General features: G+C 38.2%; 17 protein-coding genes and 1 pseudogene. 3 read left to right on the top strand and 15 right to left on the bottom strand.

Going from position 1 to position 16,655, the window contains the following annotated elements; translation table 11 throughout:
* Nucleotides 1-37 precede the first annotated feature (37 nt).
* The 3 genes from PCY10_RS01900 to PCY10_RS01890 all read right to left on the bottom strand — a co-directional run bounded on the left by PCY10_RS01900 (nt 38) and on the right by PCY10_RS01890 (nt 2,665).
* Complete coding sequence (locus PCY10_RS01900; protein ID WP_020998530.1) at nt 38-448, bottom strand: thrombospondin type 3 repeat-containing protein; 411 nt, start codon at nt 446-448, stop codon at nt 38-40.
* A gap of 714 nt (nt 449-1,162) precedes the next feature.
* A complete protein-coding gene (locus PCY10_RS01895) occupies nt 1,163-2,380 on the bottom strand; it encodes a tyrosine-type recombinase/integrase (protein WP_001291561.1) in 1,218 nt (405 codons plus the stop codon).
* An 81-nt stretch (nt 2,381-2,461) separates the two neighbouring features.
* The gene (locus PCY10_RS01890) at nt 2,462-2,665 is read right to left on the bottom strand and encodes an excisionase (protein WP_000814511.1); all 204 of its coding nucleotides are present in this window, start codon (nt 2,663-2,665) and stop codon (nt 2,462-2,464) included.
* On the opposite strand from PCY10_RS01890, the gene PCY10_RS01885 reads away from it, so the two are divergent.
* Nucleotides 2,649-2,900 (top strand): hypothetical protein, encoded by a 252-nt coding sequence (locus PCY10_RS01885; RefSeq protein ID WP_001845478.1) that lies wholly within the window; start codon nt 2,649-2,651, stop codon nt 2,898-2,900. The genes PCY10_RS01890 and PCY10_RS01885 overlap by 17 nt on opposite strands.
* A gap of 225 nt (nt 2,901-3,125) precedes the next feature.
* On the opposite strand, the gene PCY10_RS01880 is transcribed toward PCY10_RS01885, so the two are convergent.
* Nucleotides 3,126-3,356 (bottom strand): helix-turn-helix domain-containing protein, encoded by a 231-nt coding sequence (locus PCY10_RS01880; RefSeq protein ID WP_000857133.1) that lies wholly within the window; start codon nt 3,354-3,356, stop codon nt 3,126-3,128.
* Nucleotides 3,353-3,775, bottom strand: coding sequence for a sigma-70 family RNA polymerase sigma factor (locus PCY10_RS01875; protein WP_000804885.1), 423 nt, complete (start codon nt 3,773-3,775; stop codon nt 3,353-3,355). Before PCY10_RS01875 ends, PCY10_RS01880 begins: the two co-directional genes overlap by 4 nt.
* 504 nt (nt 3,776-4,279) lie before the next feature.
* Here PCY10_RS01875 and PCY10_RS01870 point away from each other — a divergent pair.
* The gene (locus PCY10_RS01870) at nt 4,280-4,633 is read left to right on the top strand and encodes a helix-turn-helix transcriptional regulator (RefSeq protein WP_001227347.1); all 354 of its coding nucleotides are present in this window, start codon (nt 4,280-4,282) and stop codon (nt 4,631-4,633) included.
* A gap of 59 nt (nt 4,634-4,692) precedes the next feature.
* Here PCY10_RS01870 and PCY10_RS01865 read toward each other — a convergent pair whose 3' ends face one another.
* The 10 genes and pseudogenes from PCY10_RS01865 to PCY10_RS01820 form a co-directional block, all read right to left on the bottom strand.
* Complete coding sequence (locus PCY10_RS01865) at nt 4,693-4,860, bottom strand: cysteine-rich KTR domain-containing protein (protein ID WP_000336323.1); 168 nt, start codon at nt 4,858-4,860, stop codon at nt 4,693-4,695.
* Between the two features lie 118 nt (nt 4,861-4,978).
* Entirely contained in the window at nt 4,979-6,898 is a 1,920-nt protein-coding gene (tet(M), locus tag PCY10_RS01860; RefSeq protein ID WP_050072437.1) for a tetracycline resistance ribosomal protection protein Tet(M), read from the bottom strand.
* A 15-nt stretch (nt 6,899-6,913) separates the two neighbouring features.
* Nucleotides 6,914-6,961 (bottom strand): annotated as a pseudogene (locus tag PCY10_RS09670) (hypothetical protein); the annotation flags it as partial.
* Between the two features lie 313 nt (nt 6,962-7,274).
* The gene (locus tag PCY10_RS01850) at nt 7,275-8,210 is read right to left on the bottom strand and encodes a conjugal transfer protein (protein ID WP_001224320.1); all 936 of its coding nucleotides are present in this window, start codon (nt 8,208-8,210) and stop codon (nt 7,275-7,277) included.
* Nucleotides 8,207-9,208, bottom strand: a complete 1,002-nt coding sequence (locus PCY10_RS01845) for a lysozyme family protein (protein WP_000769868.1) — start codon at nt 9,206-9,208, stop codon at nt 8,207-8,209. Before PCY10_RS01845 ends, PCY10_RS01850 begins: the two co-directional genes overlap by 4 nt.
* A complete protein-coding gene (locus PCY10_RS01840; RefSeq protein WP_000804748.1) occupies nt 9,205-11,382 on the bottom strand; it encodes a CD3337/EF1877 family mobilome membrane protein in 2,178 nt (725 codons plus the stop codon). The genes PCY10_RS01845 and PCY10_RS01840 overlap by 4 nt, the downstream gene beginning before the upstream one ends.
* Before the next feature lie 2 nt (nt 11,383-11,384).
* Nucleotides 11,385-13,832, bottom strand: coding sequence for an ATP-binding protein (locus PCY10_RS01835; RefSeq protein WP_000331160.1), 2,448 nt, complete (start codon nt 13,830-13,832; stop codon nt 11,385-11,387).
* Nucleotides 13,816-14,208, bottom strand: a complete 393-nt coding sequence (locus tag PCY10_RS01830; protein ID WP_000723888.1) for a conjugal transfer protein — start codon at nt 14,206-14,208, stop codon at nt 13,816-13,818. The genes PCY10_RS01835 and PCY10_RS01830 overlap by 17 nt, the downstream gene beginning before the upstream one ends.
* Before the next feature lie 88 nt (nt 14,209-14,296).
* The gene (locus tag PCY10_RS01825; RefSeq protein WP_000342539.1) at nt 14,297-14,794 is read right to left on the bottom strand and encodes an antirestriction protein ArdA; all 498 of its coding nucleotides are present in this window, start codon (nt 14,792-14,794) and stop codon (nt 14,297-14,299) included.
* 116 nt (nt 14,795-14,910) lie between these two features.
* Entirely contained in the window at nt 14,911-15,132 is a 222-nt protein-coding gene (locus tag PCY10_RS01820) for a hypothetical protein (RefSeq protein WP_001009056.1), read from the bottom strand.
* Between the two features lie 179 nt (nt 15,133-15,311).
* Between PCY10_RS01820 and PCY10_RS01815 the strand changes: the two genes are divergently transcribed.
* Nucleotides 15,312-16,559 carry an ISL3 family transposase gene (locus tag PCY10_RS01815; protein ID WP_000019067.1) on the top strand — a complete coding sequence of 416 codons (1,248 nt, stop codon included), beginning with the start codon at nt 15,312-15,314 and terminating at the stop codon, nt 16,557-16,559.
* The last annotated feature ends 96 nt before the right edge of the window (nt 16,560-16,655 follow it).

The following is a 16,655-nucleotide window of genomic DNA, read 5'->3' as shown; positions in this document are numbered from 1 at the left end:
TTCATCTATACGAAAATAGGAGAATCACATGATTCCCCTACAACTCTATCTCCATTTCAACCTCTTGAGGACTGATTTCTAAATCACTAGATAAAAGAGAAACGGCATCCGTTCTCATGTAGTAAGTATATAAGTCTTCTAGGTCTTGTTGGTTTTCAATCCCTGTTTCAATACTAATCAGAGCCTGTATAAATTCCTTGTAGTGACTCTCCATCATATCTGAAATCTTTTGTTTCATTTCCATAAATACTGAGGACGGTTCAGTGATACTTGTTTGGTCTATGTCTTGTAAATCCTTTTCTAAGGGATTGGTTCCTTCTTCTATTTCCACTAAATCTGAACGACCATCACCATCAGAATCTGCGCTAAGAGGATTGGTTCCTAGCGCAAATTCTTGAGCGTCAGTCAGTCCATCTTGATCCGAATCACGTTGATAAATGGCTTCCATATACTTCCTTCTTTCTTAGTTAATCTTTTTTCACTCCAATCCTACCAAATATTCCTTGAAAGAAGTATCACAACAAAAAAGAGAACGAGCCAAAACTGCGTTCTCCTGAAAATGATAAAACATTACTATTAAAATAGATTACATGTAAAACTCTAATCAGGCAGAGCCTGCTAACTCATGACAGAAAAAGATGTTTAGCCTATAGTGCTGGCATTAAAAAATCCTCACACATCACGCAAGGAAATCGCTAAATAAAACAGGCTTTGACCATGTCGGGATTAATTGCAGCACATTCCAAGGATCCAGCTTTTTCTTTTTTTTATAATCGAATTTCCCAAAGAGTAAGCAAGATGAAGGCCGTCATTGCTTATGCTCATAAGATTCTCAGAATCATTTACAAACTACTTTCTGCCAAGCATACTTATCAAAAAGAGAAGGGGCTAGGACTGAGGAAACAGTTCTAACGCCAAAACTAAAAAATTTCAATTACACGCTAGTACAGGAATTGATTTTTTACGCTTTCTTACTGTTTTTTATATTAAACAAAGTATAAATTTCTAATTATCTTTTTATATTTTCTTAAATGCTCGTAAAGCCTTATTCTATGTGCTTTCGAGTATTTTTACTGTAGGAAGATACTTCACGTTTCTTTGCATATTTCCTCATGTCTTAGCTGTCAGAAGTGGTAAATAAGTAGTAAATTCATTTGTACTACTAAGCAACAAGACGCTCCTGTTGCTTCTCTTTATTCAAGCGTTTCATTTCTGCCATTGCAGAATCGAATGTTGCATGTGCGTAATAGTTCAGCGTCATGGCTATATTAGCATGTCCCATAATGTACTGTAATGCCTTTGGATTCATTCCTGCATTTGCATAGTTGGTACAGAATGTATGTCGCAAACTATGTGGAGTGATGTGTGGCAATTTATCCTCGTTATACTTATTGTATTTCTTAACAAGACCTTTCATCATGCCGTTGTAATCACTTGCCACTTTTGGATAGTTCTTTCTATTAAGAAAGAGGAAATCACTATATCCATCAATCTCAACACGCTTATCATTCTTTCGATTCGCTAACACTCGCTTAAATGCTTGATAGGCTTCTTCAACCATAGGAACTTGACGTTCGCCACTTTTGGTCTTTGGTGTTTCAATGTAGTACCCAATTTCAGTATCTCTCAATAGCTGATGGTCTATATTGACAAGACGATTCTCAAAATCTAAATCTGGAAGTGTCAAACCACCAAACTCTGAAATACGAAGACCTGTTTTTAAGAGTATCAGAATTTCATCATAATTTTTGCTGTAGGTTTTATCAGCTTTTGCAAAGGCTAACAGTTTTTCTTCCTGTTCTTCTGTTAGTACGGTCTTAGGGACAGTATCATCATCAAGAACTGCTTTCAGTTGAAAGTCAAATGGATTCTTCCGAACACAATCATCTTGTATAGCAATATAGAATGAAGCCTTTAAAGAACGTTTGTAGTTATTGATGGTTTGATAAGCATAACCATTTTCACTCATTCTAATAGCCCATTCTTTAGCGTCTGATGGCTTAATACTGTCAATACTTCTTACACCTAACTTGTCTTTCTTCAAAATATCCATAAGATATTTGCGTCCAGTTTCAGTGTTTTTTCTAACCTTTGGTCTTTGAGCGTTCTGTTTTGCGTAAAGCTGGCAGAGTGTCATTTTCTTTCCTACAACATCAATACCATCATGAATGTCTTTCTGTAACTCTGCGATTTTCTCTCTAAGTGAGATACAATCACGCTTTCCTGCTGGTACTCGGTCTGTAGCCACAAGTTTCCACGAGTAAACAAATTGCGGTTCTCCAAATGAATCTATATATTTGTATAAGTATCTTCCGTCTTTTCGTTGGCTCTCTCCAGTCTTTAAGATTCGACCTTTATTGTCACGTCTTTTTTCTGACATGGCATTTGCTCCTTTCCTTTATGGAAAGAGCCTTGATACGACTTAATACTATTTTATCATATACAAGACCCTTTGGCGACGCTAGATTGCGTCCAATGTATCTATAATTTTTTCAAATTGTTTTCGTTTAATCTGAATACGATTGCCATTCATAATCAGCCAATTTGCATTTTTATTTTCCTCTGCCAAGCGTCGTAGCTTGTTTTCGCCAATACGAAAATATTTTGACGCTTCTTCAATGGTTAGGGTATAACGTTCCCAAATAGGAATGTCAGTCTGCTTCATAAAATCCTCCTTTCCAAATCACTTATTTGGATTTCATAAAAGTTGTTTTACCAGCAATCGAACAGCTTTAGCAAAGCTCACGGGAGTTCCACCCCTGCATGGTTCTCATGTAGCCATACTCATTGCCTGCGACGGTTTTATCACGCTCGGACTATTGACTGTATGGGAGTATCATTATCACGATAAGAATGTCGTTGCAGGCAATCCTGCTAAAGATTGCTTCTCGGATCACTAACATGAATCGCTCGCTATCTTTATAAGATAGGTCATGGCGGTTAGTTCCGTTGGCTCTTTTCTTATCGAAACGTATTCGATTACTTTTATTCAGTTTTCAAAGAACAATGGCTCGTTAGCCTATCAAAACACATTGAAAGCTCAATATGCTTTGGTGGAATAACAAACCTCCCTGTTCGGGAAGCGTGGAATGGTTTAGCACGCTTCCACGAAAGGAGAGAGGATATTACTTAATTTCAAATGACAAAATCTTTGTAATCAGTCTGGTTTCCATTCTTCCACGTAAGACTTCATCAACGACCATACTTTGATTGCCATATTCATCTTTCATAAGTCGTAGGGAACGCTTCGTTATGTACCCTCTGTAATGATGTAGAATCTGGTTAATCGCTTCGGTATCGCCATCTGTTGCCTTTACAATGAGAGGAAAGGGAATCATAGGATATTGTGTTTTCATTCTTCAAATTCCTCCATAAACTTTTTAATTAAGGCTAGTCCACTGGTTCTATGCCGATAGACAGTAGAACGGTTCAATTTCAACAGGTCTGCAATTTCTGAATCGCTCATGTCCATAAAGTAAAACAGCAGTAGAATTTCACGTTTCTTGTCTGGCAACTCACGTAATGCTTCACTCAACAAATCATTTTCAACGCCTACTGATAACCCATTGAGTGTAAAAATCTGAAAGTCAGTTGAATAGTTATCTGTTGTCGCAAACTGGCTAACAAGATAATCGCCAACATCCGAAAAGGACACCTCACGCTTTGCAATCCTTGAAAGATAAAGCATATAATTCTTTCGCTCGTCTTCCATAGCACGTTTACAGATATAGTCAAACTGATTTTCTATTGTGGTCTGAAAAGAAGATGGTTTCATGTTTCTCACCCCCTTTCTGTCTAGGAAAGGAAGTGAGCCTTGCTCGTTTATCTCCTTTCACTCTTAGTCCCAATGTGAAAGGGGGATTTGTTGCATTACTGATAAATAAACTTTGTAAAAAAGTTCTGAATAGCCAAAAAAGCATATAAACAGATTTATTTCTCTGTTTACATGCTTCTGTTATTCTATCTATATGATTTATAAAACCACATTGGTGGACGTACTTATCTATTGCAGATAGACGACTTTTTTTGACAAGAACCCAATGTAAGGAAATTTATTGTATATGATGTACTTCATGGCGACGTTGACCTCCAACAAACCGCCATTTGGAAGTAATATACAATATTTTAACAGCGTAAATAGCACTACCATATAACGGTTTTTTTTATTGGCGTTTAGTAGTGCTTTTTATTAAATATAAACCTATAAACCATATAACACGTTTTTCTATACCTGTTTTTAATTCAGTAGGGACAATAAAATGTATAGAGGTGGTCTACTATGCGTAAAAAAGAAGATAAATATGATTTTAGAGCCTTTGGTTTAGCCATTAAAGAAGCTCGATTGAAACGAGGTTTAACTCGTGAACAAGTGGGAGCATTGATTGAAATTGACCCACGGTACTTAACTAATATTGAAAATAAAGGGCAACACCCCAGCATACAAGTTCTTTATGACCTTGTATCGTTACTTCATGTTTCCGTTGATGAATTTTTCTTACCTGCTAATAACTTGGTAAAAAGCACCCGACGATTACAGATAGAGAAATACATGGATAGCTTTACAGACAAAGAACTATCCTTAATGGAATCTTTAGCCAGCGGTATCAACGAAGCAAGAAACATCGAAGACTAATTAAAAGAATCCATACATAACGGAAAGAGCCGATAAAATGAGATTGTATTAATCTCATTTTATCGGCTCTGCGTCTTTGCGTCTGGCTCTGTAATCACAGTTACTTTGAACTGCTTTATTTCAATTAAATTTTCTTGTCTGCATTTCGGACAATAGAGGGGGAATTTTTTTAATTCAGTATCTTCCCTTATCTTTAATCGTGTTTTATTTCCACATACAGGACACAATATCCACTTGTAGTTTATAATAACTATCTCCTCCTTTACACTTTAATTCAAATCTTTATTAAAAAATATTTCATCTTATTTAACAAGAAACCATATTTATATAACAACATAAAATACACTAAGTTATTTTATTGAACATATATCGTACTTTATCTATCCGACTATTTGGACGACGGGGCTGGCAAACAGGTTCACCGGTAGTAACATGGTACCCTTTTAACTCTGTTAAACAAACACTACGTCCATTTGTAAAGAAAGTTAAATCACTACGATATTCTTGAATACACCGAGCAGGGATTTCTCCACTAAGAATGACCTCATTATTTTTCAATTGAGTGTCTACGATGTTCGCACAATATTTAGGAGCATCGTTGTATGCTCGTGAAAGATATTCCTGTGGCGCATAAATTTTAAAACTAAGATATGGCTCTAACAATTCTGTTCCAGCTTTTTTTAAGACTTGTTCCAATACAATAGGAGCAAGCATCCGAAAATCTGCTGGGGTACTAACAGGGCTATAGTATAAGCCATACTTAAAACAGATTTTACAGTCCGTCACATTCCAACCATACAATCCTTGTTCACAGCCATAGCGTATCCCCTCCATAACTGCATTTTGAAACGATTGATTTAAGTATCCAAGAGAAACCGAGCTCTCATACTGTACTCCGCTCCCTAATGGAAGCTGTGCTACAGATAGACCAATGGAAGCCCAGAAAGGATTCGGTGGAACTTCGATGTGAATGGTATACTCTGCTTTTTTTAACGGTCTTTCCATATAAATGACTGTAGGCTCTTTTATTTCTATCTCCACATGATACTTTTCTTGCAGCAGAGCACAAGTCACTTCCATTTGTACTTTCCCTAAGAAAGAAAGTATGATTTCATGTGTCGCAGAATCCACATAATATCGCAGAAGCGGGTCACTGTCGGAGATTTCTAAAAGTGCATCAAGTAACATTTCCCTTTGTTGAGGTTTGCTCGGTTCAACAGTCGTTTGCAGCAGAGGGAGGGGATTTTCAATTCTCTCTCTCTGTGGCAATAGCTTTGTATCTCCAAGAACACTATTTAACTTCAAAAACTCATTCTGCAAAATAACAATTTCCCCGGAATAAGCCTTATCGATTTTACATAATTCACCATTTATTGAAGTATACATTTCTGTAATTTTTATTTTTTCCTTTTCCGATATTCTAACCGAATCTCGCAAATGCAGTACGCCACTATAAAGACGTATATATGCAAGACGCTGTCTTTTTTCCGAATACTCAATTTTGAAAACTTTTCCGCAAAGTTCAGACTGACCTCGATGTGTTGATGAATAAAATTTATTCGTAATCACTTCTATAAGGTTATCAATCCCTATATTGTTTTTTGCACTTCCATGATAAAGAGGGAACAGAGAACAATTCTGAAATCTTATGCTTTCCTCTTGTTCGAGTTCCAATGCTTCTAATGATTTACCGGACATATATTTCTCTAAAAGGTCATCGTTTCCCTCTATTACCGTATCCCATTGTTCAGATTCGGTAAAGTTCGTCACACACATATTAGGATACAGTTCTACCTTCTGTTTGATTACAATTTCGGCAGAAAGTTTCTCTTTAATATCCTGATAAACCGTTGATAAATCAATTCCATTTTGGTCAATCTTATTGATAAAAAAGATTGTGGGAATCCCCATTTTCCTAAGTGCATGAAATAATATACGAGTTTGTGCTTGTACGCCATCTTTTGCAGAAATCAGTAGAATTGCCCCATCTAAAACTGATAATGAACGATATACTTCTGCTAAGAAATCCATATGTCCTGGCGTGTCTATGATGTTCACCTTCGTATTTTCCCACTGAAAAGAGGTTATTCCTGTCTGAATTGTAATTCCTCTCTGACGTTCTAAAAGCGTATTATCCGTCCTCGTTGTACCTTTGTCCACGCTTCCTAATTCTGTAATCGCTCCACTGTTATATAATAAGCTTTCTGTTAAGGTAGTTTTTCCTGCATCAACATGAGCTAAAACTCCAATATTAATAATTTTCATGTGATTTTCCTCCATTCAAAAACCCAAAAGGGCATAAAAATCCCAGTGATAAATACTTTTATCACTGGGATTTTTATGCATAACCATAGGCATACAAAGCATACAGATATTCTCCGGATACTTTAGAATCACATGATAAAGGTATTCTTAAACTGGGTACAAAAAACTAAGCCCTCCTAAAAAAGGACATCCAATTATTTGTTCCCACTATCAAATTGACAGTTTATTTAAGAATACCTTGCCGCATATTTATTAACTCCTTTTAAATAGATACTTAAATAATAGCACATAAGAGCATATTTGTAAAGGAATCTCCAATTTTTTATCAAAGAGAGTACGTGATTACAAAATAGCTGTAATAATGTACCAATATTTGTTATTCTATAATCTTCCAATTACTCCCGTTCTTTTCAAGTACCAAATCAAATTGAGATACCTGCGTTGCTTTGGTCTGCTGGTCGATATACTCCACTGTCAGCGATACCGTGACTTGATTATCCTTACGATTGTGAATAGGATTTACCAGTTCTTGAAAGATGTACTCTTTTCCGATTGGTTTTAATATCCCGTCATTCACATAGTAGGAAAGTTCACTGGCTGTCGCTGTAGGATAGAGCTTGAAGAACGTCGTTAAAAACTCATTGATTTCATTGGTTGTAATGGAATCAACCGTCCCCTCACTTTCAATGGCTTTTGGTTTATAACTTGATTTCTTAGGTATGTTGGTAATGGTCGGATTCTTAACCAGTACCATATTTCCAGAACCATCTACATAGACACTCACTATATAAGCAGAGTGGACGGTCTTTGTATTTTCTCCCTCTGTAATGAGCTGGTCTACACTGTAGGTTACATTAAACTCATTGTCGCCAGTTGGCTCTACCGTCCATATCTGAAATCCTCTTACAGAAGACGATACAGGAATATCTTTGCGTACTGTATCAACATTGAGAGCTTGAAGTTCATCTGTCAGATAGCCTTTTAGACTTTCCATTCGATTATCAATGGACTTATCGGATTGCTCCCATGAATAGTAGACTTTCGCAAAGTTCTCTACAAAATTTTCTACATGATGAGTATCAACGTATTCCTTTTCTATGATAGTTGTTTCGTGAATAGTATGAGTATCTATAGCTGTAAAGTGCTTGAATATCGCAAAGCTGAAACTAAGCCCTAAAAGTACCCACAAGGCAATCACAACCTTTTTATGAGGATTGACCTTATAGTAGACACGAGGTTTCTTTTCCTTTGGTATCTGTTTTTCTTTATTCTGATTTTTTCTAAATTTCATCATTAAATCTTCCTTTCTCATTGTTTGATTCGTCCTGCTCCCACTAAATGCTGTTGCCAGTAGGGGCTTGTTAAGTCGGCATAACCGATTGGGTCGCCTGCATGAAACATACGGTTATTGCCAAGGTATATCCCAACATGAGTAATATAAGAGCCAGCGTTATAGGTAGAATGAAAGAAAACCAAATCGCCAGCTTGTGCTTCCGATAGTGGGATATGCTGGGTCACATCATATTGCTGTTGTGCGGTTCGTGGTAAGTTAATTCCAGCTTTTCCATACGTCCATTGTGTCAGTCCGCTACAATCAAAAGAAGTAGTCGGGGAAGCTCCACCGTAAACGTATCGCCAGCCCTCATATTTCAGTGCTTCGTCCATGATGGCTTGTACCGTATCATCATCAAACTCTGTTGTGACAAGATACTGCGTTACCAGTTGCACATAAAACATATTGCCATAGTTGTATCGCCAGCCCCCATTGATAGGTATGGCTATGGGATTGGGGTAAGACACTTTTTCGCCACCTGAATACTCTTTTGAGAAACTTTGAGCCAGTTCAAAGGTATATTTATTTCCACGATTAGCCACATACCCTAAGAAACCACCACCATAATTGTAGGACTGGATAACCGATTCTAAATCTACACTGAGCCTTTCGCTACTGGCTAATAATTCACTGAAATACTTCACACCTTGCTTAATGGATTCTTCTGTACTCAATGAATTAGGTGGAAGACCGAGGGATTCCGAGGACTGCATAACATCTTCCGCAGTACCGCCCGATTCCACCTGTATAATCGCAAGAAGTATGTTGACATATTCTTCAACGCCATATTCTTTGGCATATTTTTCTACCATAGGCTTATGAGCCAGCACTTCTGCGGAAACATTCACACCTCCATAATGAATATTGGAAATTCCGCTGTCCTGTTCATCTGAAAATAAAATGGCAACAAACAGAAGCAGTGAGAAGACCATCAAGAATAATCCAGAACCACCAATCACTAAAGTTTTCAACTTCATGGTTTCTTACCGACTTTCTTAATGGTGGCGGTTTTGATTGGTGGTCTACTTCTTGTATTTTGTAGTGGTACTCTTTGAACAGTAGACGGACGTTCTTTTGTGATTGGACGTTGTGAAGTTCTATCTGCTGTAGTGGTTGAAGTTGCTGGCTTTTGAACGGTTTTTTCTTGAACGGTATTGCCTTGGCGTTCCACTTTTGGACTTGAAAAATCGGACTTAACTGCTGGACGCTCTTGTTTGGCTTGTTGAGATTCCTTATATGAAGTCTGAATATTAGACTGTTTTGAGGTCTGTTCATCATGATATTGTTCTTGTCTTGTAGTCGGTCTTTCATGAACAGAAGAAGCAGGCTGTTTTTTCTGTTTGACCTGTTCCATTTCAGAGCGACGCTTCGCAATGGTTTTTCGCCTTTGTTCCTGCTGTTCCTTGCGTCCACTGGCTCTGTCCGCTTTGGTTTGAGAAATACTACTGGTTAAATCACGGACATTCTCTTTTACTTTGGATTTTCCTTGATATACTGCATATCTTGCATTGGTCGGCAAATCTTTAACCTGTTCTTTCAAACCACTAGCAGTGTCTACCATTCTGTCTTTGGTATCAGCTACTGTACCGATGGTTTGACCGATACGTTTTCCAAGTGTTGATTTTTCCTTTCCGTCTGGTCGGGAGTGATCTGCTTGTGTCCTTGCAGAACTCCCCGAACCCGACTGTCCTTTTTTACCTGTAACAATGGCAGACCCAGCCCCTAGAGTAGTCATGGAACGTCCAAGTTTCCGCTGTAGACGGTGCATGTGAGCGTGCATAAGCATACGAGGTTTTCTCATCACACGACTTCCCACACTTTGAGAATCGTTACTCTGTAGAGAAAACATACTCATTAAATCGCCCAGCTTGAAGTAGATTCCTGCAAAGGTCACAATCTGTAGAAAAGCAATCAAAAAGAACGGATAACCAGCCGATAAGGTATAGAGCATGGTTGAAATACTAAATGCTGTCGTAATAATCAATGTGATTCCAGCTCGTGTCAAAATGGTATTAAAGAGCTTTGTTATGGCTCGTTTTGACATACCATCAAATGATGGAATCATGCTTAAAATAAAGCTCACAGGCAGAAACATAGCATAGATGATAAAAAGTACCTGCGAGAAAATCATGATTCCTGTTAATAGGAATACAAATATGGAAATCCCAATATTGAAGACAAATAGGAAGAAGACTGTACCTAAACGGTTAATGGTCTTTGTAATGGTTAGATTGGTATTGCTTCTGTCTTCAATTTCTTCCGCAACAATTTTTTCTCTGTCTTCGCCATTGTTGGAATCTGGGCTGGTGGAGAGCAGGCTTTCCACACGGTCAATACCGATACTTTCAATGTCTGAACTGTTGTATTGAAGCAGTAGCCACGGTTGCTGAACCTGTATGGAAAACAGGCTATCTCTGATTAAGTCCACGCTGTCCTTGCCTTGACTATCGGAATGGGGCATGACAATCTTCGTGCCAAGTGATAAACTGGCATTACTGATGTCTGATGAAAAGTCATTGATTTTTTTAATGTAGTCGGGAGCGTAGGCAATAAAGGAAGCCGATAGGATAAACACCAGCACAAAATTCATAATGGCATGAATTGCCTTTGTGGTTTCTCTCTTTATCAGTCCCGTATAGGCAACATAAACCCCAAGAACCAAAATCAAGAGTAAGAGGAATCCAACATAGAAACCCTCTGTTGAAAATCCGTTTGCACTCACACCAGCTAAGGTCTGCATATTCTTACCAATGGAATCTGCTGTAGCGGAAATGAAGTCTAAGGAATAGGCTTCCTGTACTAAGTAACCTGTCGCATTGGAAACATACAAACTGATTGTCCAAATAAAATTGGTAATGGCATATAGTCCATACATGACCTGTTTTCCAATCCCGTCCGACCAGTTCCACGGAAGCCAGCCCCAGCTATTATCCACATAAAAATCCAGTTGATAGTTTTCAAGTGGGTATCGGCTGTATTCATTTGCCACATTGACCGTATCATCTACCAAGCCCGCAGCTTGAACCACCGTTCCCAGCATGGCTAAAAGAAAAATGGCAATCACAAGTGTGAAAGCCACTGTCATTGCCACTTTACCTAGACGTTTCAGCGTCCAGTTTGATTTTATTCTGTTTACTATTGATGGTTTCACATTTACACCTCTTTTCGCACAGGTGGTCTGGTATCAAAGGCATGGAGCAGTTCTTCAAATACAGGGTGGAACTGTATCACACCGACACGACCATATAAATCACTGATAAGGCATTGCCCGTTTTCCAAATCACGCAATCGCTTCTGATTGTTTTCGTCCTCTGGGTCTACACCAAAAAAGGCTAAGGTCTTTTTAATCTCGTTAAGGTCAGTGGAACGAAATGCAAATTTTAAGCCGAGGTTATTTTTCAGTTTTTCATCTAAGAGGTCGTCTGTATTTTGGGTCACGAAATATACCCCAGCGTTCATAGCACGACCAGCCCGAACCAGCTTCATAGATAGTGTTTTTCCTTGTGCTACCTGTAAAAAGCTCCATGCTTCGTCTAAATCTACAATCTTGAAAATGCTTCGGTCTGTATGGATAAAGTCTAAAGCAAAGGTACTAATGACAATCAGCATAGCAACGGATAAAAGCTCCATAGTGGTATATTCCTCAAAGGAAGTTTCCTTGTCGGGAAGTACCAAGTCCGCAACCTGTATAATGTTCAGTTGTTTTTCTAAGCTGATAGACTGCTCCACATAACCATTACTGAATAATAAATGTGCAAAGTCATAGTCTGTAAAACTTTCGATATGGTCGGCTATACTGGTACTTAGTGGCGTATTCTCAACCCGTAATTCCTCAATCACTTTCATCAACCCTCGTACTTCACTATTGGTTACTGCACGAATGGCTTTTCTAAGGATTGGGAAGCGTTCCCCATCACGAGAGGAAATCCCCGTAAGGAATGTCAGAATATCAATAGCCAGTGATTCAGAATCTTTGGGATTTTTCATAATCACATAAGGGTCAAGTAAGCCTTTGTTTTTCTCATCAGAAGTCAGAGTGACGATATTGATTTCATGGGAAATCTCTGGCAAGGTTTCTTTCCATCTGCCACGTTCTGCTTTTGGGTCTACAATCACTGCTTGTGCCCCATAAAGCACCGCATAATAGACGATAAGGTTATTCGCAAAGGATTTACCACCACCCAGCGAACCAACAAAAGCCGACGCTAACGCATTGGTTACTGAACCCTTAACCCCTTGACTGGCAAGAGCAGGTTTCAGATAGACATTGCGTCCAGTATCTAAGCTGTAGCCAACATAAATCCCCTCATTTTCCCCCAGCATTTGAGTAGCACCAAAACCTAAACCAGCGAGGAAATCAGAGGTCACGTATTGAATATAATCATTCATATAACGCTTGCTGGCAGGTAAAAATTCTTCATGTAAGCCGAGCATATCCCCAAATGGTCGTACCAGTTTTACGCTTAAATCGTCATAAAAATCTTTCACTTCATTACAACGACGTTTGAGTTCGTCAAGATCATTTGCTGATACCCTTACCACATAAGACAGCTTGTACATAGATTCCTTGCTTTGGTCTAAATTGGTTTCCAGCTCATTCACACTTTCCAGAGCTTCCGCCACATTGGAGCTGGTTTCATTATCACTTTGCCAAGCGTGGTTATCCAAGTCTTTCAGTTCTTTCTTTTTATTGCGGACAGTAGATAGGGCTTTACGATTCGCTACAATTTCCACATTCATTGACGTATCAATCGGGAATGTAAATTGCTGTTGCTGGTAGTAGAAGATTTCAGAGGACGGGAAGTCCAGTTCTCCGACAATGCTGTTAATGGTAAAGTAAGCTACATAGACGGTTTCATCTTCCTGCTGGATTTTCAAATATCGCTGTTTTTCTTCCACCAAACAGCGAGTAGGCTTAATCAAGTCATAGTATTTAATCAGCGTTTCATTATCCAGCTTTTTCTTTGATAGATGGTACTCATACTCTTCATAGGCAGTGCCTGTCTGTCCGTAAAGGTGTTCAATCAGATAGCCGAAGTCGTCCTTATCTAACCTGCGGATTTTGAAACGACGAGAGATTTTATTTTCTAAGAGCTTTTCCATCTTCTGAAAACGCAGGATTTCATCATTACTCATACTAACAAAATCGCCCATCAGCTTATGGTTCACATCATAGACAAAATCAGACAAAGCATTTTTTGCTTCAACGGTAAGACTTTTCATAGAAAACTCCTGATCGTTGAGAAGCAACTTAAAGCCGATAAAGAAACGGTAGTTCACTTGATTTTCGCCAATCATGGATATTAAAGCGTCTGTCTGTTGGTCGATTTTGTCATAGGCAACCGCTTTGAGCTTGCCAGTGACTTCATTTTTGGAACGCTCTTGTGCAGAACGTATGCTGGATTCTGTACTGATTTGTAAAGCATGAATTTTGCCATCACGATTTTGTGCGATAAGCTGTCTGAAAGAATCATGCACTTGTATTTTCTGTTCTGGACTTAGAAATGAGTAATTGTAAGGAACAAGCTCATAGTAAGCATAACATTCCCCGTCTTTATTCCAGACGAGATTGTTTTCAATGTATTTAATTGGATATGCCATAAAATTCACTCCTAACTGCTGTAATGGCTTCTTGTGGCTGGTTTCTGCCAAGCGTTACTTTTTTTCCTGCATAGGTCAGCTTTGGTCGCAGTGCATAAGCAATGACAGACTTCAAAAATCCATAAGGCTTTTTACCATCAAAAGTTTTTGTAGACATAAACCATGTGAAAGCCACAGGAATCCCAAAGTATTTGAGAAATGCTCCCTCTATCATGGAAAGAGGGGGCAAGTTGCCAAGTATCATCACTGCAAAGAGTGACACGACAAACCATGTCATTTGCGTAAAGGTTATGGGAAACGGAAGTCTAAAATCATTGATAGAATACAGTACCTTTTCCACAGACCAGATACTGGTATAGCTTCGTATTTTCTTCATGTAATCAATCCTTTCATAAAAAATAGGGGTAGCTGATTGAGCCACCCCGTAAAATAGAAAATCTGCCAGTAGTAATGTACCGACAGATTTAATAGACGATTTCAAAAATCCCATGATTGGTTGAGATAAACGTTCCTGAAAGGTCTAAATCCCGACCATAGGCTTGATAATCAATATAGTTTTGAAGACTAGCTGGTACTTCGCCTAAAGCACCCGTTTCTTCAATGTAGTAGCGTGCCACGTCATACATATCATCACAATCGGAATGAATGATAATATCCTCTTGATGTTCGCTTAGTTCTTCAATGCTTGAAAAATGAGTGAGCAGAGCAGATAGCTCCGATTGTAATTCTTCGGGTAATTCCGATACCATTTCCCATAGTCGATTGAGTTCGCCAATGGAAGTGTATTCGTCAACCGTAAAGGGTAACTCGTAGTCATGAATGGCGTATTCCTCATATTCATCATTCAAGCCGATTTTCTCTTTGACTTCCTCAAAGTCAATGGGAAAGGTAAACCACGCACCGACCAATTCGCCCTCATTGTATTTGCCTAAATTCGCAATATAGACTTGCATATCGTCCATATATTCACGTCCTTTCTTTGTAGAGATTCAAAAATCCCTACCGCACTTCGTTTGGTGTACCATTCCTTTGCGGAACATAAGAAAACCACTTATATTCCACAAAAGAACGGTTTTATTTAAGCACCAATAATGCGATTGAATAGCTCTAGTAAAATGTCTTTTACTCCAGCAGCGTTGAAGACTAAGCCAACCGCAATAATCGCAATAATTAAAAAGCCAATCAGTTTGCTAAACTCACGCTTGAAGCCAAGATACAAGCCAATCACAACGATTGCTAAAAGCACCAGTGATTGAGCGTTTGATAGAAACCAGTTATAAAGGTTTTGTCCAAAATTCATAAAAATGTTCTCCTCTCTATATTCAATGAATTTGTATTTGAGTTATTTTTTTGGGGTATACACTTTCTGGTATGGATAGAGATTCCATGCCAGATTTTTTTATACAAAAAAGAGGACATTTGCTGTCCCCTCGTTATACAATCAATTCACCACAAAAATCATGAAAGAAGGTTAAACAAATGTCCCATAATGATTCTATCCTAAATATTCTTGGAATTAAAGATAAAAATATTAAAATTATTTCTGTTGAAGAAGCTGAACACAACAACGATTCTGTTAAAGAGTATATAACGCTAATAACAGCTACTCTTTCTTATCCGATTAATCGTTGTCGTAACTGTGGCTTTCCCACAGTTAATAAGGATGGCTTTCGCAAAACTCATGTACGACTGGCAAGTTTAAATGGGAGAAGATATGAACTAGAGCTTCGTAAACAACGCTATAAATGTAAATCATGCCATACTACTTTTGGTGCTATTACTAATTTAACCAAAGAAAATCAAACCTTATCCAGTGATCTCAAAAATCAAATCATGCTTTTAGCTCGTAAAGGCTTATCTGGTCAGCTTATTGCTGAAATGTGTCACTGCTCTCCTAGCAGTGTTCGTCGAACAATCTTAGAGCGCATGGAACCACACTATCGTGTGGCTAAGTTGCCTAAGCATCTATGTTTTGACGAGTTTCGTTCAATTAAGTCTGTGATGTCCTTTATCTGTTGTGACGCTGAAACCCACCAAATTGTCACAAAGTTACAGGATCGTCTATCACCTACCATTGTTGATTATTTTGAAAGTCGTTATTCAAAAGCCGAACGCGAATGCGTTCAATCAGTTGTAATTGATTTAAATGCTCAATATCAAAGTTTTATCTATCGCCTTTTCCCTAATGCCAATATCATTATTGATCGCTTCCACCTTGTACAATTAGCTGGTCGCGCTTTGGACAATTGTCGTATCTCTATCCTAAAGCAACTTGATAAACAGAGCCAAGAATATAAAATTATGAAGTCACATTGGAAGCTATTCCATAAAAAAGCTGAAGATCTTCACCCTGAAGAAGTAGTTTTTCTTCGCGGCGTTAAACAATATATGACTCGCCAAAATGCTGTTGATCTCATTACTAGTAAATTTTCCAAGTTCGCTGAAGTATACCAAACTTACCAAGATATCACGAAAGCCCTAAACGAGCGCAATAGTGAATTACTAGAGTCAACCATCTTAGACTACCAAAAAACCAATACAGAAATGGATACTGCTATTCAAACCCTTCGTCAAAACAGAAAATATGTCTTAAATAGCGCTAAATTTGAATACTCTAATGGTCCTTTAGAAGGCATCAATCGCAAAATCAAAACCCTAAAACGAACTTGTTATGGTTTTGCCAATCAAAAATTTTTCTTTTTAAGAATCGATTGTATTTTTTCGTAAAAAAATACCCCCTACATTTTCGTAGGAAGTATTTTTAGTCAACCATACCAGTTGACAGATATCCCACTTAGGACATTTTCCTACAAGGGGTCCCGA

Source organism: Streptococcus sp. SI1 (genome assembly GCF_030439945.1).
Classification (GTDB): Bacteria; Bacillota; Bacilli; order Lactobacillales; family Streptococcaceae; genus Streptococcus; species Streptococcus intermedius.
Note: the sequence above shows the minus strand (reverse complement) of the source record. Positions and strands in the feature narration are given on the sequence as shown.

Bases quoted from the DNA above. Each gene is read 5' to 3' on its own strand.
- PCY10_RS01825 (WP_000342539.1), bottom strand. From the start codon at position 14,794: ATGGACGATATGCAAGTCTATATTGCGAATTTAGGCAAATACAATGAG.
- PCY10_RS01835 (WP_000331160.1), bottom strand. From the start codon at position 13,832: ATGGCATATCCAATTAAATACATTGAAAACAATCTCGTCTGGAATAAA.
- PCY10_RS01880 (WP_000857133.1), bottom strand. From the start codon at position 3,356: ATGAAAACACAATATCCTATGATTCCCTTTCCTCTCATTGTAAAGGCA.
- PCY10_RS01875 (WP_000804885.1), bottom strand. From the start codon at position 3,775: ATGAAACCATCTTCTTTTCAGACCACAATAGAAAATCAGTTTGACTAT.
- PCY10_RS01870 (WP_001227347.1), top strand. From the start codon at position 4,280: ATGCGTAAAAAAGAAGATAAATATGATTTTAGAGCCTTTGGTTTAGCC.
- PCY10_RS01845 (WP_000769868.1), bottom strand. From the start codon at position 9,208: ATGAAGTTGAAAACTTTAGTGATTGGTGGTTCTGGATTATTCTTGATG.
- PCY10_RS01820 (WP_001009056.1), bottom strand. From the start codon at position 15,132: ATGAATTTTGGACAAAACCTTTATAACTGGTTTCTATCAAACGCTCAA.
- PCY10_RS01850 (WP_001224320.1), bottom strand. From the start codon at position 8,210: ATGAGAAAGGAAGATTTAATGATGAAATTTAGAAAAAATCAGAATAAA.
- PCY10_RS01830 (WP_000723888.1), bottom strand. From the start codon at position 14,208: ATGAAGAAAATACGAAGCTATACCAGTATCTGGTCTGTGGAAAAGGTA.
- PCY10_RS01890 (WP_000814511.1), bottom strand. From the start codon at position 2,665: ATGAAGCAGACTGACATTCCTATTTGGGAACGTTATACCCTAACCATT.
- PCY10_RS01885 (WP_001845478.1), top strand. From the start codon at position 2,649: ATGTCAGTCTGCTTCATAAAATCCTCCTTTCCAAATCACTTATTTGGA.
- PCY10_RS01815 (WP_000019067.1), top strand. From the start codon at position 15,312: ATGTCCCATAATGATTCTATCCTAAATATTCTTGGAATTAAAGATAAA.
- PCY10_RS01895 (WP_001291561.1), bottom strand. From the start codon at position 2,380: ATGTCAGAAAAAAGACGTGACAATAAAGGTCGAATCTTAAAGACTGGA.
- PCY10_RS01900 (WP_020998530.1), bottom strand. From the start codon at position 448: ATGGAAGCCATTTATCAACGTGATTCGGATCAAGATGGACTGACTGAC.